Here is a 24,851-nt window from a genome sequence, read left to right on the forward strand (position 1 = left end):
AGAGACATATTCTCGTCACCCATTACTCTTTACTCATCACTACCTTTATGTTACATGCTTTTTGGAGCTGATACCCCTAATAAGTTTAATACATTAAGTAATACCTGTTTAGTTGCTAAAACTAGAACTATTCTCGCTTCCATCAAAGCTTTGTCTTCAATTAAAACATGGCATTTATTATAGAATTTATGAAAAGCAGCAGCCAAATCATAAGCATAACGAGCTATATGATGTGGTGCTCTACTCTCTGCACTTTTTGTTATCTCATTTGGATAATCTGCTAATTTTTTAATCAAATCAATCTCAGCCTCATCATTTAACTGACTTAAATCTAAGCCGTCTGCTTGAGGTAGCTTTATACCCTCATTATTAAGTTGCTCTAAGATACTACAGATTCTGGCATGAGCATATTGAATATAATATACAGGATTATCACTCGATTCCTTCTTAGCCAACTCTAAATCAAAGTCTAAGTGGCTATCAGTACTACGCATTACATAGAAGTACCTAGCAGCATCTTTACCAACTTCCTTAACTACATCACGCATAGTAACAAAGTTACCAGCACGCTTTGACATAGGTACCTGTTCGCCATCACGTAATAAGGTTACAAGTTGAACTAAGATAACCTGTAAAGCCTCTCTATCATAACCTAAAGCCTCAACTACTGCTTTCATCCTCTCAATATATCCGTGATGGTCTGCACCCCAAACATTGATAACCTCTTCAAATCCACGGTCATACTTATTTTTATGATAAGCGATATCAGCAGCTAAGTAGGTAGGAGCACCATCATCTTTGATTACTACTCTATCCTTATCATCACCAAATTTGCTAGAGTTAAACCACAATGCACCTTCTTTATCATAAATCAATTCAGAATCCTTAAATTCCTCTACAACTTGATCTATAGCTTCAGGATGTAAAGTACGTTCACTAAACCAATTATCAAACTCTATCCCGAAGCTAGCCAAATCACCTTCAATATTGGCTAATAATATCTTATAAGCATACTCTCCAAAGTAATCATAATCCTCTGCTTGAGCATCCTTTAAGTAGTTATCATTCTCTTCATCAATAATGGCTTGGGCAATACCCTTTATGTAATCACCTTGATAAGCATCTTCAGGAAATTCAACCTCTTCCCCTAATAACTGTTGATATCTAATTGCTACAGACTTTCCTAAAAGATTCATCTGATTTCCAGCATCATTGATATAATACTCTTTGCTAACATCAAATCCAGCAGCAGTTAATAAGTTAGCCAATACATCCCCAACAACCGCTCCTCGACTATGACCTACATGAAGAGGTCCTGTTGGATTAGCACTTACAAACTCTACTTGTACCCTTTTACCCTTACCTGTGTCAACTCTACCATAACTCTCACCTTGTTTTTCAATCTCTACTAAGACATCATACAACCATTGATTACTTAAGAAGAAATTGATAAAACCTGGTCCTGCCACTTCAACCTTCTCAATCAATTTCACATCAGCTAGGTTCTTTTTTACTATCTCAGCTATTTGACGTGGAGCCATCTTGGCTTGTCCAGCCAAAACCATAGCAATATTAGTTGCAAAATCACCATGAGCTGAGTCACGTGGTACTTCTAATTTAATATTAGGTAGCTTCTCGACATTCAGCTCTTTTGCATTATTAATTGCCTGCTCTATCTCTGTTATTAATCTTTCCTCTAACTTTTGCACCAGAGCCATGTTAATCCTCCTTATAAATTATATTTAATTGGTTCTTACTTATCATCTCTTCTTCATTATATAACTGGTAACTTAAATCAATGATTCCTTGAAAAGAACCTATATCTATATTTAATTCTTGGACCTCAATTTGAAATTTTAGAGTTCCATAAGGTGTATGATAATCAAAACTACTTAGTTTATCAGGGATAAACTCTTGTATCATTCTTACCTGCCCTTGTCTGATTAAAGTTAATTCATCTTCTTTAATCTTCAAAGTAGTTTCAACACCCTTTAAACCTTCTAAATCTTCTTTATATTTTAAGTAATGAATACCCTTTTTATTATAAAGTAAACCTTTTGTCTTAAAGGTAATCAAGTTTTCATCTACACCTTCAACCTGCAAACTATTAATACTAATCTTTACCTCTTGTGGCAAGATATCTACCTCTTTCTATAGCTACTAATTAATAATCGATAATCATCTACTCTTTATTTATAAAAATTGAATAAATAATAATCATTCACCAAAATATTATAATACAACAATAATTAATTATACCTTCTAGCCCTATTTTTTTCAAGACTATAATTTAAATCCTTTTGCATAACGTTGACCCTGCTCTTTATTTGATAATTCTCTAAAATCCTTAACAACACATCCTAAAGACTCTAATTTATTCATTAAGGCTTTGAGTGCTTTAGATCTTCCCCAAAATCTTTCTTGTACAAAAGCAACAACATCCTGCCCAGTAGTCATCTTAGCATTCTGTAAAAATAAATCCACCTCTGAATCTATCTTTCCTCCAAATATTCCTAAGTTAAGACTACCTACCATTACCAGATCATATCTACCAAAATAGACTTTGGCTGAATTCTTTGAAATCACTTCTCTATCTACTTTAATTCCCTGTTCTTCAAAACCCGACTTTAATCCATCTACTATATTAAGCAATTTTTCATCTTTAGAGTAAGCAATTAGCACCTTCTTCATCAAACCCCACTCCTTATTCTAATTTAATAGTTTATTTCATAAACTATACCTAAACTTCTTTTTATAAGAACAAAGATATTAACTTATAAATAACTGCTGTAATCCCACTAGCAATTAAAGGACCACTTGGAACACCTCTAAAAAAGGCTACACCTAAAATAACACCAGAGACCAAACTAACCGTTACAGTTGGCTGATTCTCCATCAACCATAGCCCTTCTCTAGTAAATTGCGTTACTAATACTCCCATAACTAGAGCTAAAATCGCAAGAGGATTTAATAGATTTTCTGTTATCCCTTCCAATTTTAAATCTCCTGTTGCCAAAGGGGTTAAGACCCCTAACATAATTAGAATAATCCCTACTTTAACACTATAGTTATCAATAATATTCAAAACTTGCTCTGCTTTAAGCAACCTGACAGCTAATAATACTATTCCAGAAATAATCAGAGAATTGTTCTTAGCAATCATCCCCAAAATAGTTATTACTATTAATACTACATTAATTTGCATTATTCAGACCCCTTTCGGCTCTTTAATTCCTGCATCTATTATAACAGGTATTTAATGATTATTTAAGAGTTAATTAGTATCTATTATTTATTGCCTATCAAATAAGCTTATTCATAATTATAAAAAACTAAACATTATTAAAACATAATTAGATTGAAATAAAAAAAGCAGATTGCCTAGGTAGGCAATCTGCTTTAATCTTATTTTAATCAATTGATTAAAATACATTTAAATATTGGTCTAATTCCCATTGATGTACTTGAGTTCTATATACATCCCATTCAATCATTTTTGCCTCTACAAAGTGCTCTATAACATGCTCTCCTAAAGCATCTTTCACTAAATCATCAGCTAATAATTCTTGAATAGCATCAAAAAGACTACCTGGAAGATTATCAATACCCGCTGCTTCTCTTTCAGCTGCAGTCATTTCGAAGATATCTTCAAGAACCTCTTTAGGTGGTTCAATTTCATTCTTAATTCCGTCTAATCCTGCTTTTAACATGACAGCAGTAGCTAGATATGGGTTAGCAGATGGGTCAGGGTTTCTCATCTCTACTCTAGTTCCTGCTCCACGAGCAGCTGGAATTCTAACTAAAGCACTACGATTAGAAGCAGACCAAGCTAAGTAAACTGGAGCTTCATATCCTGGTACCAATCTCTTATAAGAGTTAACAGTTGGATTAGTAATAGCTGCAATCGCCTTGGCATGCTTTAATAATCCACCTATGTAATAATAAGCCACTTGACTTAAGCCTAATTTATCATTTTCATCATAGAATGCATTCTTTCCATCTTTGAATAAAGATTGATTCATATGCATTCCAGAACCATTCTCTCCAAAAATTGGTTTTGGCATAAATGTAGCATGTAAATTATGCTCGTTTGCAATAGCTTTAACTACAAACTTAAAAGTAGCAATATTATCAGCAGTCTTTAAAGCATCTTCATATTTAAAGTCAACCTCATGTTGTCCTGGAGCAACCTCATGGTGAGAAGCTTCCATTTCAAAGCCCATTTGTTCTAAAGCCAATACGATATCACGTCTAGTGTTTTCACCTTTATCAATAGGACCTAAATCAAAGTATCCACCTTGGTCATGAGTAATAGTAGTTGCTTCCCCTTCTTCATCTCTTTCAAATAAGAAGAATTCCGGTTCTGGTCCAACATACATTTGGTAACCCATCTCTTCAGCCTCTTTTAAAGCTCTTCTTAATACATTTCTTGGTCCACCTTCGAATGGAGTTCCGTCAGGCATATATACATCACAGATTAATCTTGCTACTGCACCATCCTTTGGTCTCCATGGAAACACAGTAAATGTATCATAATCTGGTTTTAAATACATATCAGATTCATTGATTCTAGTAAAACCATCGATAGACGAACCATCGAACATAATTTTACCGTCTAATGCATCTTCTAATTGATTAACTGTAATCGCTACATTTTTAATTACTCCTAGAATATCAGTAAATTGCAATCTGATAAACTTAACTTCTAACTCCTCAGCTTTTTTCAAAATATCTTCCTTAGTAAAGTTACTCATCTCGCTACTTCCTCCTTAGATTCTGTTTTATTTTTTTCTATCTTAACAGACAAGAGAATATATGTCAAGTTGATGTCAATGTTTTTAAAAAATTTTATTATAAGTTTAAAATATACGGTTTAATCATCTAAATCAATCCATTTTTAGCTATTAAAATCAGAATAAATAATCTTCTAGTTATTAGCAAATACCACTTAGGGGAGAGCTCTATAAATATTGTCTCTAATTATTCATTTTTATATTCGAAATCTCTCCATCTTTTCTATCAATAAATAATTATTTAGAAATTTTATATTTTTGATTTATCAGCTATAATTACCAATGAAATCTATAATTATATAAATCTTTGTTACATTTTAATAATAAATACCAACTGGGATATACTATAAGATATAATCTAACTCTATACAGGAGGTATTAATATGTCTAAGGAAGGTAAATTATCGGTTTGGCATCTTACTATGCTAGCCCTTGGAACGGTAGTAGGTGGTTCTTTCTTCTTAGGGTCTGCTATAGCTATTAGAACAGCTGGGCCTGGTATCATAATCTCATATCTTTTAGTAGGAGCATTAGTTTATATTATTTTAACTGCCCTTTCTGAAATGACTGTAGCAGAACAACTGCCAGGTTCTTTTAGAACTTATGCTGAAAAAATGTTTGGTCCTCTAGTTGGATTTGTTGTAGGCTGGGTTTATTGGACTGGATTGATTTTAGCTATGTCCAGTGAAGCTACAGCTGCATCATTATTAATTAGATCTTGGCTACCAGCAATTTCCTTGCCATTAACATCTGTATTGATCATTATTGGAGTAACATCTTTAAATCTATTAGGGGCTAAAATACTAACAACTTTAGAAAGTGGTTTAGCCTTAATAAAACTATCAGCTATTATAGCATTTATACTAATAGGTATAGCACTTATCTTGGGGATAATCCCAAACAGAACAGCTATTGGTTTTGGTGCTTTAACCACTGAACCATTACTTCCTGGTGGTATATCAGGTATTGCAGGTAGTATGCTGATAGTGATGTTTACCTATGCAGGATTTGAGGTGATTGGATTAGCTGCTTCTGAAGCAGAAGATGCTCACTCTACCATCCCCCGTGCAATCAAATATACAGTATTAGGACTTGTAGGTCTATATTCTTTGGCTATTGTTACAATGCTTCCTTTAATTCCCACAGCTGGACTTACAGAAGAAGTCGGACCTTTTGTAGCAGCTTTCAATAGATTGGGAATTAATTGGATTGCAAACATCATGAATACCATCTTAATTATAGCAATCTTATCAACAATGCTGGCAGCTATATTTGGACTAGGGAGAATGGTCCGCTCTCTTGCTAAGAAAGGTTCTGCTCCTTCATGGCTAAAAGATAAAGGTGATATTCCCTTGCGTGGAATAATATTCTCTGGAGTAGGTATGCTTGCAGGCGTAGGCTTAGCTTATATATTACCCAGTGAAATTTATGTCTTTTTAGTAAGTTCAGGTGGGTTCTCTTTACTCTTTGTTTATACAATTATTATGGCTACCCATTATAAGTTTAGAAAGACCCAAGGCTGTCCCCCTTCAGGAAGCTGCCAACTTGCAGGATATCCTACTACTTCTCTAGTTGCACTATTTTTCTTAATAGCAATTATAATTAGTATGCCCTTGATTCCAGGACAAGGCTCGGGACTTGTAGCAGGATTATTACTTGTAGGATTTTATACTTTTTCTTATATAATTCTAAAACTATATTCGTCAATAAAATTAAACAAGAAGATATCTTTTACGAAAATATTGGGCCTTAAAGATATATATACAACAGATAGTACAAATAAAAGAAAGAGATTAATAAAAACTTTAAAACCAGCTACTAACTGGGAGATTTCAGAAGAGTTAGTAGTAAATAAGTCTTATCCTAATAATGATATAAATAATAAGAAGAGTTAACCATTTTCAATGCCCCTCTCTTTGTTCTTAAAAAATATTCAAAGCAATTTGAGTTCCCCTTTTATTTTTTTACATTTAATTTAAATTTTGTCTTTTAAGTAAGAGGCTTTTTTTTTAAAATGTCGAAGTTATTATTATAGAATAATAAAAAAATATATAATTAGAAAAAAGGGGGGCTAAAATATATGAAAATCTATCAAAAGTTAAATTTAAAGGCTAAAATTTTACTAACCATGGTACTAACCTTTCTTCTAACAATTAGCTTTGTGGGGGGAATAGTTTATTACCAGATTAGTCAACTGACCCAAAATGATAAAGCTTTATTTAAAAATGTGGTTTTAGAAAAAGAGAAACAAGGGAGTAAATTTGCAGTTGAAACAATTGCTCAAAGTCTAAGCAAATTTTATAATGAGAATAAGAATAAGATGTCTGAAGAAGAATTATTAAAAGAGATGAGAAAAATATCCGAATCAGTTCAATTTGGCGAAGCAGGATACTTCTATATGTATGATTATAAGGGAAAAGTTGTAGGTCATGGCGCTAACCAATCCCTAGTAGGCAAAAATTTAATCAATTTAACACGAAAAAGAACTGATGGGACAGATCAATATGTTATCCAAGATTTAATAAAAACTGCTAAACAAGGTGGAGGCTATGTTGTTTCATTATGGGAACATCCACAGACCAAAAAACTAGAAAAGAAATTCTTTTATGTCTCTCCAATCAAAGGTACAAATTATTGGATTGGCAGTGGAGACTATGAATCAGTTATTAATAAGTACTTAGAAAAGCAAAATACTAAAATAGATCAATTTAAATCAAATATTCTAAATATATTAATAATTTCATTAATCTTAGTAATAGTAGTATCTATCTTTATCTCTGCTAAATTCTCTAATTATTTATCTAAGTTTGTTAAAAAAATATTGAAAGGGTTAAATGAAATGGCTAAAGGTAATTTTAATCATAAGTTAAATATTAATAGCCACGATGAATTAGAGGAATTAAGTGTAACCTTCAATGAAAGCAATAAAAAAATTAGACATTTAATTAAAAAAGTATCAGAATTAATTGAAGAGTTATCAGCTTATAGTGAAGAACTATCATCAGCTACTAACGAAGAAACTCATATTACCTCTCAATCTGTAGATACGATTACCGATATTATCACTAAGATTGAAACAATTTCAACAAGTAGCCAAGAAATTGCATCATTATCAGAGGTTGCTACTTCTCAAACTGAAACAGGAAATGAAAATCTAAAAAATGCTATCAAACAGATTAAAGAGATTAATGACTCTATTAATCATAGTGTCGAGCTTATTCATAAATTAGATAGAAATTCAAAAGAAATTGGAGAAATCATCGATTTAATTAATAATATAGCTGAACAGACTAATTTGCTAGCATTAAATGCTGCTATCGAGGCTGCTCAAGCTGGGGAAGCTGGACAAGGATTTTCAGTTGTAGCTGATGAGATTAGAGATTTAGCTGAAAATACTAGTGAAGCTACAGAGAAGATTGCTAAATTAATTAAAGAAACCCAGTATAACTCTCAAAATAGTTTGGACTCAATCATTAATATCTCCCAAAAAGCAGAGTTAGGGAATGAACTTATTGAAAAAGCAGGCAAATCCTTCAATCAAATTCAAGAATCTATCAATCAAACATCTTCATGTATACAAGGGGCTTCTAATTCTACTGAAGAATTGACTGATAAAAGTACTAATGTTAGCAATTCTATTATTGATATTCAATCTATGTCTCAAAATATCAATAATTCCTCTCATGAATTAGCTGATATGGCACAACACTTAACTGAATTAATGGAACAATTCAAAATATAAAGAAGCTGGTATAATACCAGCTTCTTCTAATCTATCTCTTCATAATCTACATCTATTGATTCAGATAAATCTTCCCATTCATCATCTTCTTTATGTCTAACTTCAGAGTAATTACTACCCCTATCCTGATGAGTAAAAGAAGTATAACGATGATTAATGTGTACTTTAAATTTACTCTTGACTATATCTCTAATCACATTTCTAGTTATAGGTATAATCAATAAAAAACCAGTAATATCAGTTAATAGTCCTGGAGTTAAAAGCATTACTCCACCAATTAAGATTAACAACCCTTCAATTAAACTATCAGCAGGCAACTTTCCTTTATCCAGTGAACTTCTAATCTTACTTATTACTACAAATCCTTGCTCACGGGCTAAACTAACACCTATTATCCCAGTTAAAGCAACTAGACCAAGTGTAGCCAGAGGACCTATATAACCACCTAAATTAATCAATATTGATAATTCAACCATGGGAACTATAGTAAATAATAATAATAACCTCAAAAACATGATTATCACCTTCTTATTATAAGTTATTATCTACCATTATATCGTGATTAAATAAAATATACAAAATAATTATAAAAAAGCAACTGCCTGCACAGTTGCTTTTTTGAGGAGTAATTCTAAAATTGTATGTTTATATATTACTTAAAAAAGCTTCAACTTCCTCAGCAGTTGAGAAAGTCAATGCTTTTTGAGCAATCTCTTTTGCATCTTCTAAAGTCATATTTCTAATTTGGTCTTTAACCTCTGGAATAGAAACAGCACTCATACTAAACTCATCTAATCCTACTCCTAGAAGGTAAGGAGCTAATCTCTTATCTCCTGCCATCTCTCCACACATTCCTGCCCAATTACCTTCTCCATGAGCTGCTTCTACAACACGTTTAATTAAACGTAATAATGCTGGATGGAATGGTTGATATAAATGAGAGATATTTTCATTCATTCTATCGGTAGCAGTTGTATATTGAATCAAATCATTAGTACCAATACTGAAGAAATCTGTCTCTTTAGCCAATATATCAGCTATCATAGCTGCTGCTGGAATCTCAATCATCATTCCAACTTCAAGATTTTCATCAAAGTCCACATTTTCAGCTTTTAGCTCTTCTTTAACCTCTTCTAAAACCCCATTAGCTGCTCTTAATTGCTCTAATGCAGAAATCATTGGATACATAATCTTCACTTCTCCATATGCACTAGCCCTTAAAATAGCTCTTAATTGAGTTTTGAAGATATCTGTTCTATCTAAGCAGATTCTAATAGCTCTATAACCAAGGAATGGATTCATCTCTTCAGGTAAGTCTAAGTATGATAATTCCTTATCTCCACCAATGTCCAAAGTCCTGATTACAACTGGACCTTCCATCTTTTCTGCTACTTCTTTATAAGACTCAAATTGCTCTTCTTCAGTAGGAAAAGAGTCTCTGTCCATATATAAGAACTCACTACGGAATAATCCAATGCCTTCAGCCCCATTAGTCAAAGCACCTTTAACATCTTTAGGAGTTCCTATATTAGCTACTAATTCAACTCTGTGTCCATCTTTAGTCTCTCCAGCTAAATCTTTAAGTTGAGCCAATCTAGCCTTTCTTTGCTCATATTCTTCAGCTTTCTTATTATATGAAGCCAATTGCTCATCAGTAGGATTAATGATAATATCACCATCTACCCCATCAACAATAATTTGGTCTCCATTTTCTACTATATCTAAAATCTCACTAACTCCAACTACAGCAGGTAATTCTAAAGAACGTGCCATAATTGCAGTATGAGAAGTTCTACCTCCAATTTTTGTAGCAAAACCTAAAACCTTATCTTTATTAACTTGAGCTGTATCAGAAGGAGTCAAATCATCTGCAATCAATACTACCTCATCATCTAAAGTAGCTAAATTGATACTGTCTATGCCCAATAAATTCTTTAAAATTCTACTTCCTACATCACGGATATCACTCGCTCTTTCCCTCATGTAGTCATTATCCATATTTGCAAACAAAGTAGCAAATTGTTCTACAGTTTCATCTAAAGCTGCTTCTGCATTTACCTTTGCACTATCAATTTTACTTTCAACAGCCGAAATTAATTCTGGATCTGATAATACCAATAGATGGGCTTGAAATATCTCAGCTTTATCATTTCCCATCTCTCTTTCAACTTTATCTTTAATAAGCTGCAATTGTTCCTTAGATTCTTCTAAAGCATCGTGTAATCTTACTTTTTCACCTTCTACATCTTCAACAGTCTTCTTTTGATAATCAAGATTCTCTTCTTCTAAAATTAAAACCTTACCAATTGCTATTCCTGGAGAAGCTGCCGTCCCCATTAACTCTTTACTCATTACTGTCAACTCCTTTCCTATTCTCCAAAACCACTTTCTAACAATTCAACTAATGCATCAACTGCACCTTGAGCATCTTCTCCTTCTGCTTTGACAGTAACCTCAGTACTTTTACTAACACCTAAACTCATAATTCCCATGATACTTTTAGCATTAACTTCATTTCCATCTTTTTCAAGAGTAACCTCAGCACCATACTTATTAGCTAATTGAACAATCATAGATGCTGGACGTGCATGAATACCTGTTTCATTTTTAATTACAACTTTTTTCTCTACCATTTGAATACCTCCAAATAATTTATATTTTAAATTTAAAATTTTAACAAAATTATATCTGCGGTCATACACTAATTATTTAATGCAAGTTCCATTCCAAAATACCAAAAATAAATCTAATTGCCCAAAAAAAGGTTTAAAAAATAGTATATTAAAGAATAAATTATAAAAAACTATATATTTATAAATAATAAGTATAAAAAGCTCTAAATGAGTAAATAAAACCTTAAAATCATTCTAAAATCAAAATATATAATTTTTATTCATTTAATAAAATGATTTAGTTGATACTTTTTACCAACTGATCGTTCTTTTTTACCAACTACTCTTTAACCAATCCATACTTTCTGGCTTTAGCAGCTACAGTCTTATGAGTAACTCCTAAAACTTTACCAGTAGCATTAAAACTTTTGTATTTCTCTAAAGCCTGCTTAATAATCTCTCGTTCATACTCTTCTATACTAGCTATTTCTCCCTCAGAGGTTAGATTGATTAGAGATTTCTGTTGTTGATAATTATTTCTTATATAATCAGGCAAATCATCAAGGGTAATCTCCTGACTATCGGTGAAATTAATTCCCCTTTCAACAATATTCTGTAACTCCCTAACATTACCAGGCCAGGAATAGTTAGTTAATATCTCTAAAGCCTCTTGGGAAATAATATCAACTTTCTTATTCAACCTTTCAGATAGTTTGTCTAAGAAATGATTTACAAGCACAGGTATATCATCTTTTCTCTCCCTAAGTGGTGGTAAAATAATCGGTATAACATTTAAGCGATAATATAAATCTTCTCTGAATTTATTATCTTGAATCATCTCTTCTAAATTTCTATTAGTAGCTGTAATTACCCTGATATCAACAGAGACTCGCTCTATTCCTCCAACTCTTTCAAACTCTCTCTCTTGTAATACTCTTAATAATTTAACCTGTAATTCAACAGATAATTCCCCAATCTCATCTAAAAAGATAGTACCGCCATCAGCAAGTTCAAATTTCCCAATTTTTTTATTAATAGCACCAGTAAAAGCTCCTTTTTCATGTCCAAAAAGTTCACTTTCTATCAAATTAGAGGGAATAGCTGCGCAATTAACTCTAATAAAAGGCTTATCCTTTCTATTACTAGCATAGTGAATTGCTTCAGCTACCAACTCCTTGCCAGTACCACTTTCACCTCTGATTAAAACTGTCGATGTTGTTTCAGCTGCTTTAGATGCTCTAACTAGAGAATCCTTTAAGACTCCACTTCTTCCAATGATCCTTTGAAAAGAAGAGTCTAGCTCTCTTTCTCTCTTTAATTCCTGTTCTAAATATTCAGCTTTAGCCGATAGTTCCTTTAGCCGATCAGCTAGTTTCTCTATCTCTATCTTCTTCTTTGCTACTAAAACAGCCCCTTCTATCTCTCTATCTACTTGGATAGGATATATGTTAAATATAATAACCAAATCATTATCTTTCTCTGTTACAACTCCTGTTATACTCTCACCTGTCTCTAAAACCTGCTGGTAGGTCTTATCATGATTGACCTCTTCTAATTTGCGTCCAACTACAGTATCTATATTTACATCTAACATTTTGGCATAAGTTGGATTAAGGTATTCAATAGCACCTTCTCTATCAACAACACAGATTCCATCTTGCACCGATTCTAAAATTAAATGAAGCCTCTCTTTTAGTGCTCTTACCTCTTTTAATTCCCCAGATAACCTCTCTATAGTGGAGATATCCTGAAAGACGGCAATCGCTCCAATAATCTGACCATTAGAAAATATCGGATTTCTATTGGTGACAATAGTTGCACCACTAATCTCTTGCCTCTTACCTAGCTCAGCTTGACCAGATTTAATTATCTCTTTGAGTTTAGAGTTATAGATAACAGAATTTATATCTTCACCAATCACTCTATTAGCTGATAAGCCTGTAATTTTTTCAGCAGCAGGGTTGAAACTAGTGATTACACCTTCCTGATCAACGACAATTACACCATTGGCGATATTATTAAAAACTTTATCCATAGTTAAAGTAGTCTCTTGAAGAACCTGGTCAATCTCATCTCTTGTCTGTTTGTCATCTAAATCGAATTTGCCTTTTAAAAATTCCGCAAACTCTTCTATAGACTTATCAGCATTATCACCTTTACTGACTATCACTATCCTATCTCCATACTTTATATTACTAGAGATAACTGAGATTAAACTTGTTGCAGGAAGTAGATCATTTTCACTTCTACCTATAAATAATTTATCTTTATATTTATTCTGTAGTTGAATCGATTCACGAACTATTAAGGCTGCTACCCTCGCATGCAATCCCTTTTCATGTTCAAAAATCAATATTTTATTTCTCACCATCTAATTTTCCTCCATCTACAAAGTATTATACAATCAGCCTTTAATTCTTATACCTCCAATATTTTTTGAAATCTCCATAGCCTTACTTGTCACTAAGGGAATTAATTTATTATATAAAAACTTATCAGTAATTCTAATATTAGGACCAGAGACACTAATAGCAGCAATCACCTCTCCATCACCATTCTTAATAGGTGCTGCAACACACCTAACTCCTTCTTCCATCTCTTCAAAATCAATAGCGTAACCTTGTAATCGAATCTGCTTTAAATTTTCTTTCAGCTCCTTGATATCAGTAAGAGTTTCAGAAGTAAATTTAGTCAATTCCACCTCTTTTAATACTTTATTCAATTCATTCTCATCTAAATAAGCCAACAAGACCTTACCAGCACCTAAAGAATGGGCAGGCCCCTTACTCCCAATATTAGCAAACATTCTGACTAAATTAGTTGATTCAACTTGATCAATATAAACTACCTCTCCTTGATCTAAGATAACCAGGTTAGCAGTTTCATTACATTCATCCACAATATCTTTTAAATAAGGACGAACTATAGCTTTTAAATCTAAAGAATCTTCTAAAATACTAACTATCTCAAAGATACGAACCCCCAACTTATATCTGCCAGTTTCCTCTTTTGCAACAAAACCTCTATATATCAATGTATTTAATAGCCTATGTACAGTACTAATATTTAAATCTACTATTTCACTAATCTCGCTTAAATTCATTGATTGCTTCTGTTCTACCAATAATTCTAAAATCCTCAACGCTCTATCTACTGACTGAACTAACGTCTGCCCCATCTCTCAACCTCCATTTTTATAATATGAAAACATTATAACATATTTATCATAATATGAAAAGAAAATAGGAGTGAACAAGATGTTCACTCCTAAAAATTATCATATATATTCATTTAAAATGAAGGAATAGGAATACTCTTTAACTTATGAGCATTCTTAGCAGCCAAATCATCAACTATCTTCTTAACTCTAGGTTCTGCTTCACCTGTTAGGATATATTGATCTAATTCTTCATAACTAATCCCCATTTCAGACTCATCTGTCTGTCCACCCCATAACCCTGCAGATGGAGCTTTTGTAATAATCTGTTCTGGGACTCCTAAAAGTTTAGCCACCTCTCGCACCTCTAATTTAACTAAATTACCTAAAGGTGCAATATCAATACCACCATCACCAAATTTAGTAAAATAGCCAACTTTCAATTCACTTCTATTATCAGTACCTACTACCAAACTATTATTGATACTAGCATGATAATAAAGAGTAGTCATTCTTAATCTAGGTTTGATATTAGCAACAGCCATACTCTTCTCTACATCAGCCTTACCCTCAATTGATTCTAGCAACTGATCAAAAGTAGAGCTTAAATCAACTACCTTATAAGGGATATCAAATTCTTCAGCTACTGCCTTAGCATCCAAAGCATCTTGTGGATTGCTATAACAAGGCATAATTACACCCAAAGTATTATCTGGAAAAGCCTTCTTACATAAAGTAGCCGTTACTGCTGAATCAATCCCACCACTTAAACCAACTACTGCTCCACTACAGCCTGCCTCTGTTACCCTAGCTCTAATCCATTCTACCAATTGCTCGATAATTGAATTATAATCTTTTTCTAACATTTTTTCTCCTCCAAACCTCTAAATAACTATTATATTGTAACCGCATTCTTATTTAATTAATTATAACACAAATAGAATAATTTGCAAAAGTTAAACTATAATTTTATAGCTATTGGTCTACTAATAATGGTTATTTAACAGCTTTTTAGAATAATTATGTTTATATCAGTTTCATCTAAAGTTTAAGGTTAAGTTTAAACTATTATCTGCTTTATACTCTTAAATTTACTCAACCTTAAACTACATTCAATCCCTCATAAATCATATTCTATAAGTCTTAATAATCATTAAATAAAAGGGCTACTAACCCAATCAATAAATAATAATGTAGGAAGTACCTCTTCATCATCTAGATCATAAGAGAAATCAAAGGAATTATGTAATTTAATCTCAATCACCTTATCATCATGATAAAGAAAATTAATCTCATCCTCTTTTTTAAATACCTTAAAATCATCTTTATTTATCTCCAAGGCCAATTCTTGATCATTTTCAGCACCTGGAACATAGAGCTTATACTCTACCATCACCAACATTAATTTATCCTCTAAATTTACTGCTCTTAAAAAAGGTATAGGTTTAGAAATCCCATGGGGATAATCGACATTACGGATTTGAGGAACAACACAATCTAATAAAACTCCATATCCTTTGGCAGAAATTAAACTATTAAATAGATTAGTAACTTTTGCATAATCAATCTCTTTACCATAATTATTATTTTTACTGGTATAAAACTTGCTCATTCTCTTACCTCCTTTTTATTAGAATACCATAAAACGATTATTTTGATTAATAATTTTGCCCTTTAAAATAAAAAAAGAATAGGAATAATTTCCCTACTCCTTTTACTATATATTAACTTATCACCTGTTGAAATCAAGCCACCAAACGAGACTTCTCTATACCTTTAGCAATAGATACTGTTATTAATACCGCGATTATAACCTCTGGAATCCCATGAGTAACGGCGATAGTAGCAGCTGTCTCCCAATTAGGTAAATAGCCTCTTATTACTGCTAATGATAAGACACCAATTGTATTAGTTAAGGTACCTACTACAGCCGCTATACCTGTTCCTATTAAATTATTCTTAATAAAAATATAAAAATATGCAGCAAATATGCCAATCAAAACCCTTGGAACAATAGCAATTATCGGATCTGAGAATAATGCAGCACCACCACGCAAGAAACTAAAGAGTCCAAATATCAAACCAACAGAACCTCCTACTAAGGGACCTTCCATAATCGCTCCAATAATTACTGGAATATGCATAATAGTAGCTGATCCCGCTGGAGTAGGGACTGGAATAAAACCTAAGGGTGTTGAACCAAGCAACAACGATATCGCTCCTAGTATTCCAGTTATCGTTAATTGTCTTACTGTAAACTTCATTAATATTCCTCCTTAATTTTTAACAATTAATATCTAATCATTTCGTTTGTTATAAATTGATACTTATCGCGCAATGGGATATTGCGACACTTTTAAAATTAGCGTGAGTGGGTATGTGAGTGTGAGTAAACCCTAATAAAAAGAAGTTTTACACACACTCACAGTCATAGCTCACACTCGACACAAAGTGTCGTAATATCTCTCTTTTGTATCAATCCCCAATCATACTAAGAAACAATCTGATTATCTTCATCAACTAACACTACTTTAGGGCTTACTTCTCTAGTTTCACTCTCATCCATCAGGGCATAGGAGATTATAATTACAGTATCCCCTCTTTGAGCCTTTCTAGCTGCCGCCCCATTTAAACAGATAACTCCTGAACCTCTCTTACCAGCAATAACATAAGTTTCTAAGCGTTCTCCATTGTTATTATTAACAACCTGTACCCTCTCATTAGGAAGAATATCAGCTGCTTCCATCAATTCTTCATCGATAGTAATACTCCCTAGATAATTTAAATTGGCATCAGTTACTGTGGCTCGATGAATTTTTGATTTATGCATCATTCTTAACATAAGTTATACCTCCCATATAATTATTAGTTTAAACCTATTGAATTAAATAATATTAATTTTTAAGCTCTAACATTAGATTATCAATCAATCTAGTCTCTCCTATATACACAGCTAAAGCAATCAAAACTTTACCTTCAACTCTATTTATTTCCTCTAAGTTATTCTGATTTACTATTTCAACATAATCAATCTTAGCCAAAGGCTCTTGATTAATCAACTTTATCATCTCTTCTTTAATCAACTTAGCATCAACTTTCTCAGATGCAATTAATTGCTGAGCCTGTTGCAAAGACTTATATAAGACCAAAGCAGCTTCTCTTTCTGTCTGATTTAAATATTTATTTCTAGAACTCATAGCCAAACCATCAGCTTCTCTAACAATTGGCACTGTTACTACTTCTATATCAATATTTAAATCTGCTACCATCCTCTTAATAACCAAAACCTGTTGAGCATCCTTCTGACCAAAATAAGCCTTATCAGGATTAACAATGTTAAATAACTTAGTTACTATAGTACAAACCCCATCAAAATGACCAACCCTAGAAGCTCCACAGAGCCTATCAGTTAATCCATCTATTCTAACTGTAGTCACAGCACCCTTAAAATAAACTTCCTCAACCTCTGGAGCAAAGATAATGTCTACTCCTACTTCTTTAGCCAAAGTAGCATCTCCTTCTAAATTACGAGGATACTCTTCATAATCTTCTGTTGGACCAAACTGAGTCGGATTGACAAAAATACTGACAATTACAATGTCATTATCCTTTTTAGCTTCTTTCATTAAAGTTAAATGTCCCTGATGTAAGTATCCCATAGTGGGAACAAACCCAATAGTCTTTCCTGCTCTTCTCTCTTGCTTAACATAACTTCTAATTTCAGAAATAGTCTTGAAGATTTCCATATAGATCCTCCTTTGCGATTATACAACTTAACTTCTCACTCTATCTTGAATATTCTTCTTACAGATATGTAATTTTAAATGAGACTTTATGGGGATATTGCGACACTTTTAAAATTAGCGTGAGTGAGTAGGTGTGTGAGTGTGAGTAAACCCCAATAAAAAGAGACTTTACACACACTCATAGCTCACGCTCGACACGAAGTGTCGCATTATCTATCCATAAAAACACATTCAAATTTCATTTCAGACTTAAAAGCCTATGTTAATTAAAGCTCTCCTCTTGATTAGGAAAACTCCCATTCTCAACTTCTTTCTTATAATTTCTAAAAGCGATACTCATCTGCTGATTTAAGTCAGCATACTTTCTCACAAATTTAGGGGTAAAATCTAATGAAACCCCTAACATATCTTGACTGACCAATACTTGACCATCACAATCTCTTCCTGCTCCGATACCAATAGTAGGGATAGATAATTGCTCAGTAATTTCTCTTGCTAATTCTGCTGGTATACACTCTAACACTATAGCAAAAACACCAGATTGTTCTAAAACCAAGGCATCTTCTATTAATTTCTTAGCAGCTGCTTCTTCTCTACCTTGCACCTTAAATCCACCAAATCGATTGACAGCTTGCGGAGTAAGACCCAAGTGTCCCATTACCGGAATCCCCGTTTTGATAATAGACCTTACCTCTTCTGATATTTCGCTGCCACCTTCTAGTTTAACAGCCATTGCTCCGCTCTCTTTAATAATACGACCAGCATTTTGGACAGTCTGACTGACATCACCTATCTTATAAGCCATAAAAGGTAAATCAGTAACAACCATAGCCCTTTCAGTTGCTCTAGTTACGGCTTTACTATGATGAATCATATCTTCAATAGTAACTGCTAGGGTATTTTCATATCCTAAAACAACCATCCCCAAAGAATCTCCAACCAAGATAATATCAATCCCTGCTTGGTCAATCAGCTTAGCTGTTGGATAGTCATAAGCTGTCAACATTGTAATCTTATCTCCTGACTCTTTCCTCTCTTGTAAGGTTGTCACTGTCGTAAAGTCCCTTCTCATTCTATCACCCCATTTAATATCTTTTTAAGCTCACTTATCTCTAAAAATCAAGTTCTTCTCTTCTCTTTTAGTAGATAGCCTATACTCTTTTCTTATTCAAAAGTTTACCCCCAAAATAGAAGAAGCCCCCATATCCACAAGGGGGATAAGAGGGCCATTTATAAACATAACTAGATACAACTAGGTATAGTTATCCTAATCTCAACTTAACCGTCTCAGTCCTTTGGGATCCAAGCGAAATATTCAATTGTTCTTTGAGCTTAAATAATTCAACTCGTTACCATTATACTAATTAACTCTAATACTTTCAACCCAAAATATAAATTAAATACTAATATTTTTAACTCTTAACTACTTCCTCGTCACCTGTTACTGCTTTAGAATAAACCAGTAATTTTTCCATTTTCATCAATATCTATATTCTCAGCAGCAGGTCGCTTAGGCAACCCTGGCATTGTCATTACATTTCCTGTTAATGCTACTAAAAATCCCGCTCCTGCAGATACATTAATCTTTCTCACTGTTATTTCAAAACCCATCGGTCTTCCCTTTAGTGCAGGATTATCTGATAATGAAACAGGCGTCTTAGCCATACAGATTGGCATCTTATCAAAACCATCCTTAATTAATTGCTTGATATCCTTCTTAGCTTTAGCTGTAAAGTTGACTTTAGCTGCTCCATAGATTTCAGTAGCAATCTTAGTTATCTTCTCTTCAATAGAATCTTCAACATCATACAATACTTTAAAATCACTTGGCTGCTCAATTAACTCCAATACCTTCTCAGCCAACTTAATTCCACCTTCTCCACCTTTAGCCCAAACTTGGGATAAGGCTACTTCTACACCCAGCTCTTCACAACGCTCTTTAATTAAATTCAATTCGCCCTCTGTATCTGTTGGGAACTCATTGATAGCTACAACTAAAGGCACATCAAACTTCTGTACATTCTCAATATGCTTCTCTAAATTCTCTAAGCCTGCTGCCAATGCATCCAAGTTCTCCTCGTTTAATTCATCCTTACTGACACCACCATGAAGCTTTAAAGCACGAGCCGTAGCTACTACTACAACTGCATCAGGAGCTAAATCTGCAAAACGACATTTGATATTAAAGAACTTCTCTGCTCCTAAATCTGCTCCAAATCCAGCCTCTGTAACTACATAATCAGCAGTTTTAAGGGCTAACTTAGTAGCCATAACACTATTACAACCATGTGCTATATTGGCAAAAGGACCACCATGAATAAAGGCAGGAGTATTCTCTAAAGTCTGAACTAAATTAGGCTTAATTGCATCTTTTAATAAAGCCGCCATTGCACCCGCTACCTTTAAATCCTTAGCTGTAATAGCTTCTCCATCATGACTATAAGCTACAACCATCTTGCCCAATCTCTCTTTTAAATCTAAGATTCCCTCAGCTAAACATAAGATTGCCATTACTTCAGAAGCTACAGTAATCATATAACCATCTTGACGGGGTTGACCATTGGCTGTTCCACCAAGACCTACTACTACCTCTCTTAAAGCACGATCATTCATATCTACTACCCGCTTAAAATTAATCTTAGTTGGGTCTAAATTCAATTCATTTCCTTGTTTAATATGATTGTCAATCGCTGCTGATAATAGATTATGAGCTATTCCAATAGCATGAATATCACCTGTAAAGTGTAGATTTATATCCTCCATCGGTACAACCTGTGCATAACCTCCACCCGCTGCCCCGCCTTTGATTCCCATACATGGTCCTAAAGAGGGTTCACGTAATGCAATAGCAGTATTCTTTCCTATCTTATTTAAAGCCTGACCTAACCCTACAGTAGTTGTTGATTTTCCTTCTCCTGCTGGAGTTGGATTAATTGCCGTAGTCAAGATTAACTTAGCCGTCTTTTCTTGCTCCATCAATCTTTGATATGTCTCTAACTTAATCTTTGCTTTATAATCACCATATAATTCAATATCCTCTTCACTTAACCCCAGCTTGGCAGCTATCTCTTTAATATGTAACATCTTAGCCTCTTGTGCAATTTCAATATCAGACTTATAACTCATTTTATCTCCCCCTTTTAAATTATCATTACTTTTAATATTTCATTACTTTTGGCTGTTTATCCTCTATTCCTACTTTTTATAACTACTAATTTCTCTAATCTAAAACAAGTTCTAATCTTCTCTTTTTCTCAATCACTACTGCTAACTAAATATAAAAAACCACCTGAGCAAATAGTCTTTTCATACTATCTGCCCAGGCGGTCGGCTAAGCCATATATATGTCATAATCCCCTATGGTTATATCCATAATTATCCGCCAGTCTTATGACTCTCTTTTGACTTGATTATAACACATACCTTTTTTATTAGTCAAGAATAATTAAAAAACATATAATCACCTAATAGTAACGTATTTTACTCAAACTTAAGCTCAAACTATAGGTATGTGAATTCAAAATGAAACTTAATGGATATATTGGGACTGTTTTAGGAATCAGGAACCAGTTATCAGTAAAACAGACTGATTCCAGATTCCTGACACGAAAGTGTACCATTATCTCTATATAGCATTATGGCTAAATTTTATTCTAGATTCACGAACCTATAACTTAGCAATAGACTTTAAATTATAATTTCCTTAAAAAAAACCGCTAGCAATTAATTGCTAGCGGTTAAAATTTATTCTTCTTTATTATTATCTTCTTTTTCTAAATCCCAATAATCTTCTTCAAGATCATCATAGAACCCAGGCTTATATTTACTAATAATAGCTTTAATCTCTCTTCTATTTAAAGTCTCTTGCTCTTTTAACTCAGCTACCATATCTTCAACCATGTCTCTATTCTCTGTTAAGATAGTTTTAGCCATCTCATAACACTTTTCTACCAACTCTCTAGCTTCTTTATCAATCTGTGAAGCAACCTCTTCACTGTAATTGCGACTACGTGAAATATCTCTACCTAAGAATACCTGCTCATTATGTTTTTGACCTAAAGTTAAAGGTCCAAGCTTTTCACTCATTCCATAATCGGTAATCATATTTCTAATAATCTTAGTAGAACGCTCTAAGTCATTTTGAGCACCAGTACTAACATCATCAAGGAAGACCTCTTCAGCTACTCTTCCTCCTAATAGCATAGTAACCTTGTCTAATAACTCAGACTTGGTAATAAAGCTTTTATCCTCTGTTGGAAGGTTGATAGTAAATCCACCTGCCCTACCTCGAGGAATAATCGTCACTTTATGAGTTGGATCAGCATGCTCTAATAATTCTCCTAATAAAGCATGACCAGTTTCGTGATAGGATACTATATCTCTTTCCTTATCATTGATAATCTTACTCTTCTTCTGAGGACCAGCAATAACACGGTCAATAGCATCATCAAATTCTAACATACCAATTCTATCTTTATCACGGCGAGCAGCTAAAATAGCCGCTTCATTAGCTAAATTCTCCATATCAGCACCAGTAAAACCAGGCGTTCTACGAGCTAATACACCTAAATCTACATCGTCAGCTAATGGTTTATTCTTAACATGTATCTCTAAGACACCTTTTCTACCTTTATAATCTGGTCGATCAACAGTGACTTGACGGTCAAAACGACCCGGTCTTAATAATGCAGGGTCCAATACATCAGGTCTGTTAGTTGCAGCCATCAAGATAATTCCCTCATTGGCTTCAAATCCATCCATCTCAACTAATAGTTGGTTTAAGGTCTGTTCACGTTCATCATGACCTCCACCTACACCTGCTCCACGTTGGCGACCTACAGCATCTAACTCATCAATGAAGATAATACATGGTGCATTCTTTTTACCCTGTTCAAATAAATCTCTAACACGGGAAGCACCAACACCTACAAACATCTCCACAAAATCAGAACCACTGATAATAAAGAAAGGTACTCCAGCTTCACCAGCAACAGCTCTAGCCATTAAGGTCTTACCTGTTCCTGGAGGCCCTACTAATAATACCCCCTTTGGTATCGTAGCACCTAATTTACTGAACTTTTCAGGGTTTTTTAAGAATTCTACAACTTCAACTAACTCTTCCTTTACCTCTTCATAATTAGCTACATCATCAAAGGTAACCTTCTTCTTTTCATTATCATGTAACCTTGCTTTACTCTTACCAAAAGACATCATTTTATTGCCTCCACCTTGCATCTTATTCATAATAAAGATCCAAGCTGCAATTAAAATTACAGTAGGTAATAAGTAAGCAAAAACACCTGTCCACCAAGGTGGTTCTGGCTCAGGTCTGGTCTCAATATCTACTTCATTAGTCCTTAGTATCTCTTCAACTTTTTCGATAGTCCCAGGAATATTAATCTTAAAAGTTCTACCTTCTAATTTACCCTGAACTACATTCTCACCTATAATTGTAACATTTTTAATCTTACCTGATTCGACTTTATTTATAAATTGACTATAAGTAATTTCTTCACTAGGTTGATTAGGCGCAATAATATATTGAGCTATTAAAACACCAATTGCAATGATTATCAAATAAAAGCCTATACTCTTTGAAAATTTCTTCAACTATTAATCCTCCTTCCCCAAACACATAAAAATAAAATCATATAATTTCACAATTATTTATTATACCATATTAAAGAAGTTATAGCAAACTAATCAATTACATAAGTTCAATTAAGCAACCAGCTTAATCAAAGTACAAAATAATTAAAATATACTACCCTTCATATACTTCTGGTTTAGGAACAAAGATAAATGGTACATTTCTATATCTCTCTTCATAATCCAACCCATAACCTACCACAAATTTATTTGGAATTTCAAATCCATTCCAATCTATTTCGACATGCTTTTCTGTCCTACGTTCTGGTTTATCCAATAAAGTACAGACCTTAATACTCTTAGGATTACGAGTTTTTAACATATTAATTACATGCTTTAAAGTCAAACCAGTATCAATAATATCCTCTACAATTAACACATGCTTATCTCCAATACTCTCCTCTAAATCTTTGATAATTCTAACATTTCCTGTAGTAGTGGTTCCACCCTCATAACTAGTAACATCCATAAAATCAAGGATTACTGGTAGTTTAATTTTACGAGCTAAATCAGCCATAAACATTACCCCACCCCTTAAAATACAGACCATAACTATATCATCATCTTGGTTATAATAATCAGTTATCTTTTTTCCTAATTGGGCAATCCTTTCTTGTAGTTCATCTTCTTCAATTAATATTTCTTCAATAATTCCTTCTAACACTATAATTCCTCCTTAAGTTATAATCTCAATCATTAGAATCTTCTCTGTTTTATCTGTAATTTTAAATCTATCATCTACTCTAAGTCCACCTAACCAGAAAATATCGCCTTCTAAAGTCGTAAAAACTGGCACCCTATCTCTTTGATTTATTGGAATTTTCTCATCAATCAAGAAATCTTTAACCTTCTTACTACCTTTCATTCCTAAAGGATAAAACCGATCTCCATCTTCACGTTGCCTTAAATAAAATTCTTTACCTATTTTAGAAAAATCTAAACAAGCAATATTGGGATTCTTTAGAGTCTTCTTCCAGGGGAATATTTTATCAACAACATCTGTTTTAACTTCTAAATCTACTTGGGGAATTTTTTTACTTCCTAATAATAACTTATGCTTAAAATGATTAACATTATTAATGTCTTCTGTTGTAAAAATCACCTCATCATAGTTCAAAATAACTATTATTTCTCTGTCTCTTATACACATCT

Annotated in this window: 22 protein-coding genes and 1 riboswitch; of the genes, 2 read left to right on the top strand and 20 right to left on the bottom strand. The window is 33.3% G+C overall.

The genetic code is table 11. From position 1 onward, the window contains the following. Positions 1 to 50: 50 nt before the first annotated feature. From argS to glnA, 5 genes are all read right to left on the bottom strand, one after another. Entirely contained in the window at positions 51 to 1,718 is a 1,668-nt protein-coding gene (gene argS, locus ACTCDL_RS00385; RefSeq protein WP_463173222.1) for an arginine--tRNA ligase, read from the bottom strand. 1 nt (position 1,719) lies between these two features. Next, positions 1,720 to 2,136: a YwiB family protein gene (locus ACTCDL_RS00390; protein ID WP_463173223.1), complete on the bottom strand. Its 417-nt coding sequence runs from the start codon at positions 2,134 to 2,136 to the stop codon at positions 1,720 to 1,722. 147 nt (positions 2,137 to 2,283) lie between these two features. Beyond that, complete coding sequence (locus ACTCDL_RS00395; RefSeq protein WP_463173224.1) at positions 2,284 to 2,691, bottom strand: hypothetical protein; 408 nt, start codon at positions 2,689 to 2,691, stop codon at positions 2,284 to 2,286. Between the two features lie 61 nt (positions 2,692 to 2,752). Beyond that, positions 2,753 to 3,205 (bottom strand): DUF441 domain-containing protein, encoded by a 453-nt coding sequence (locus ACTCDL_RS00400; protein ID WP_463173225.1) that lies wholly within the window; start codon positions 3,203 to 3,205, stop codon positions 2,753 to 2,755. 217 nt (positions 3,206 to 3,422) lie between these two features. After that, complete coding sequence (gene glnA, locus ACTCDL_RS00405) at positions 3,423 to 4,754, bottom strand: type I glutamate--ammonia ligase (protein WP_463173226.1); 1,332 nt, start codon at positions 4,752 to 4,754, stop codon at positions 3,423 to 3,425. A 422-nt stretch (positions 4,755 to 5,176) separates the two neighbouring features. On the opposite strand from glnA, the gene ACTCDL_RS00410 reads away from it, so the two are divergent. After that, entirely contained in the window at positions 5,177 to 6,688 is a 1,512-nt protein-coding gene (locus tag ACTCDL_RS00410) for an amino acid permease (protein ID WP_463173227.1), read from the top strand. 185 nt (positions 6,689 to 6,873) lie between these two features. Then, entirely contained in the window at positions 6,874 to 8,535 is a 1,662-nt protein-coding gene (locus ACTCDL_RS00415; RefSeq protein ID WP_463173229.1) for a methyl-accepting chemotaxis protein, read from the top strand. A 26-nt stretch (positions 8,536 to 8,561) separates the two neighbouring features. Here the strand turns inward: ACTCDL_RS00415 and ACTCDL_RS00420 are convergent, their stop codons facing one another. The 15 genes from ACTCDL_RS00420 to tilS all read right to left on the bottom strand — a co-directional run. Continuing rightward, positions 8,562 to 9,050, bottom strand: a complete 489-nt coding sequence (locus ACTCDL_RS00420; RefSeq protein WP_463173230.1) for an FxsA family protein — start codon at positions 9,048 to 9,050, stop codon at positions 8,562 to 8,564. Between the two features lie 130 nt (positions 9,051 to 9,180). Then, entirely contained in the window at positions 9,181 to 10,887 is a 1,707-nt protein-coding gene (ptsP, locus tag ACTCDL_RS00425) for a phosphoenolpyruvate--protein phosphotransferase (protein ID WP_463173232.1), read from the bottom strand. A gap of 17 nt (positions 10,888 to 10,904) precedes the next feature. Next, entirely contained in the window at positions 10,905 to 11,168 is a 264-nt protein-coding gene (locus tag ACTCDL_RS00430; RefSeq protein WP_463173233.1) for an HPr family phosphocarrier protein, read from the bottom strand. 319 nt (positions 11,169 to 11,487) lie between these two features. Continuing rightward, the gene (locus ACTCDL_RS00435) at positions 11,488 to 13,518 is read right to left on the bottom strand and encodes a sigma 54-interacting transcriptional regulator (protein ID WP_463173235.1); all 2,031 of its coding nucleotides are present in this window, start codon (positions 13,516 to 13,518) and stop codon (positions 11,488 to 11,490) included. 33 nt (positions 13,519 to 13,551) lie between these two features. After that, positions 13,552 to 14,325: an IclR family transcriptional regulator gene (locus ACTCDL_RS00440; protein ID WP_463173237.1), complete on the bottom strand. Its 774-nt coding sequence runs from the start codon at positions 14,323 to 14,325 to the stop codon at positions 13,552 to 13,554. Positions 14,326 to 14,438: 113 nt separating this feature from the next. Beyond that, the gene (locus tag ACTCDL_RS00445) at positions 14,439 to 15,170 is read right to left on the bottom strand and encodes an NAD+ synthase (protein ID WP_463173238.1); all 732 of its coding nucleotides are present in this window, start codon (positions 15,168 to 15,170) and stop codon (positions 14,439 to 14,441) included. Between the two features lie 287 nt (positions 15,171 to 15,457). Then, the gene (locus tag ACTCDL_RS00450) at positions 15,458 to 15,916 is read right to left on the bottom strand and encodes a hypothetical protein (protein ID WP_463173239.1); all 459 of its coding nucleotides are present in this window, start codon (positions 15,914 to 15,916) and stop codon (positions 15,458 to 15,460) included. A gap of 133 nt (positions 15,917 to 16,049) precedes the next feature. Next, positions 16,050 to 16,568 carry an ECF transporter S component gene (locus ACTCDL_RS00455; RefSeq protein WP_463173241.1) on the bottom strand — a complete coding sequence of 173 codons (519 nt, stop codon included), beginning with the start codon at positions 16,566 to 16,568 and terminating at the stop codon, positions 16,050 to 16,052. A gap of 227 nt (positions 16,569 to 16,795) precedes the next feature. Beyond that, entirely contained in the window at positions 16,796 to 17,146 is a 351-nt protein-coding gene (gene panD, locus ACTCDL_RS00460) for an aspartate 1-decarboxylase (protein ID WP_463173243.1), read from the bottom strand. 52 nt (positions 17,147 to 17,198) lie between these two features. Further along, positions 17,199 to 18,050 carry a pantoate--beta-alanine ligase gene (gene panC, locus ACTCDL_RS00465; protein WP_463173245.1) on the bottom strand — a complete coding sequence of 284 codons (852 nt, stop codon included), beginning with the start codon at positions 18,048 to 18,050 and terminating at the stop codon, positions 17,199 to 17,201. Between the two features lie 262 nt (positions 18,051 to 18,312). Next, positions 18,313 to 19,122, bottom strand: a complete 810-nt coding sequence (panB, locus tag ACTCDL_RS00470) for a 3-methyl-2-oxobutanoate hydroxymethyltransferase (protein WP_463173246.1) — start codon at positions 19,120 to 19,122, stop codon at positions 18,313 to 18,315. A 377-nt stretch (positions 19,123 to 19,499) separates the two neighbouring features. Further along, a complete protein-coding gene (locus tag ACTCDL_RS00475) occupies positions 19,500 to 21,176 on the bottom strand; it encodes a formate--tetrahydrofolate ligase (RefSeq protein ID WP_463173247.1) in 1,677 nt (558 codons plus the stop codon). A 184-nt stretch (positions 21,177 to 21,360) separates the two neighbouring features. Beyond that, positions 21,361 to 21,450, bottom strand: a riboswitch (ZMP/ZTP riboswitch). A gap of 344 nt (positions 21,451 to 21,794) precedes the next feature. Beyond that, entirely contained in the window at positions 21,795 to 23,660 is a 1,866-nt protein-coding gene (gene ftsH / locus ACTCDL_RS00480; protein WP_463173249.1) for an ATP-dependent zinc metalloprotease FtsH, read from the bottom strand. 154 nt (positions 23,661 to 23,814) lie between these two features. Next, positions 23,815 to 24,363: a hypoxanthine phosphoribosyltransferase gene (gene hpt, locus ACTCDL_RS00485; protein ID WP_463173251.1), complete on the bottom strand. Its 549-nt coding sequence runs from the start codon at positions 24,361 to 24,363 to the stop codon at positions 23,815 to 23,817. A gap of 12 nt (positions 24,364 to 24,375) precedes the next feature. Beyond that, positions 24,376 to 24,851: tRNA lysidine(34) synthetase TilS (tilS, locus tag ACTCDL_RS00490; RefSeq protein WP_463173252.1), on the bottom strand; the 476-nt coding region annotated here is incomplete at its 5' end.

Source organism: Orenia sp., from assembly GCF_055140805.1.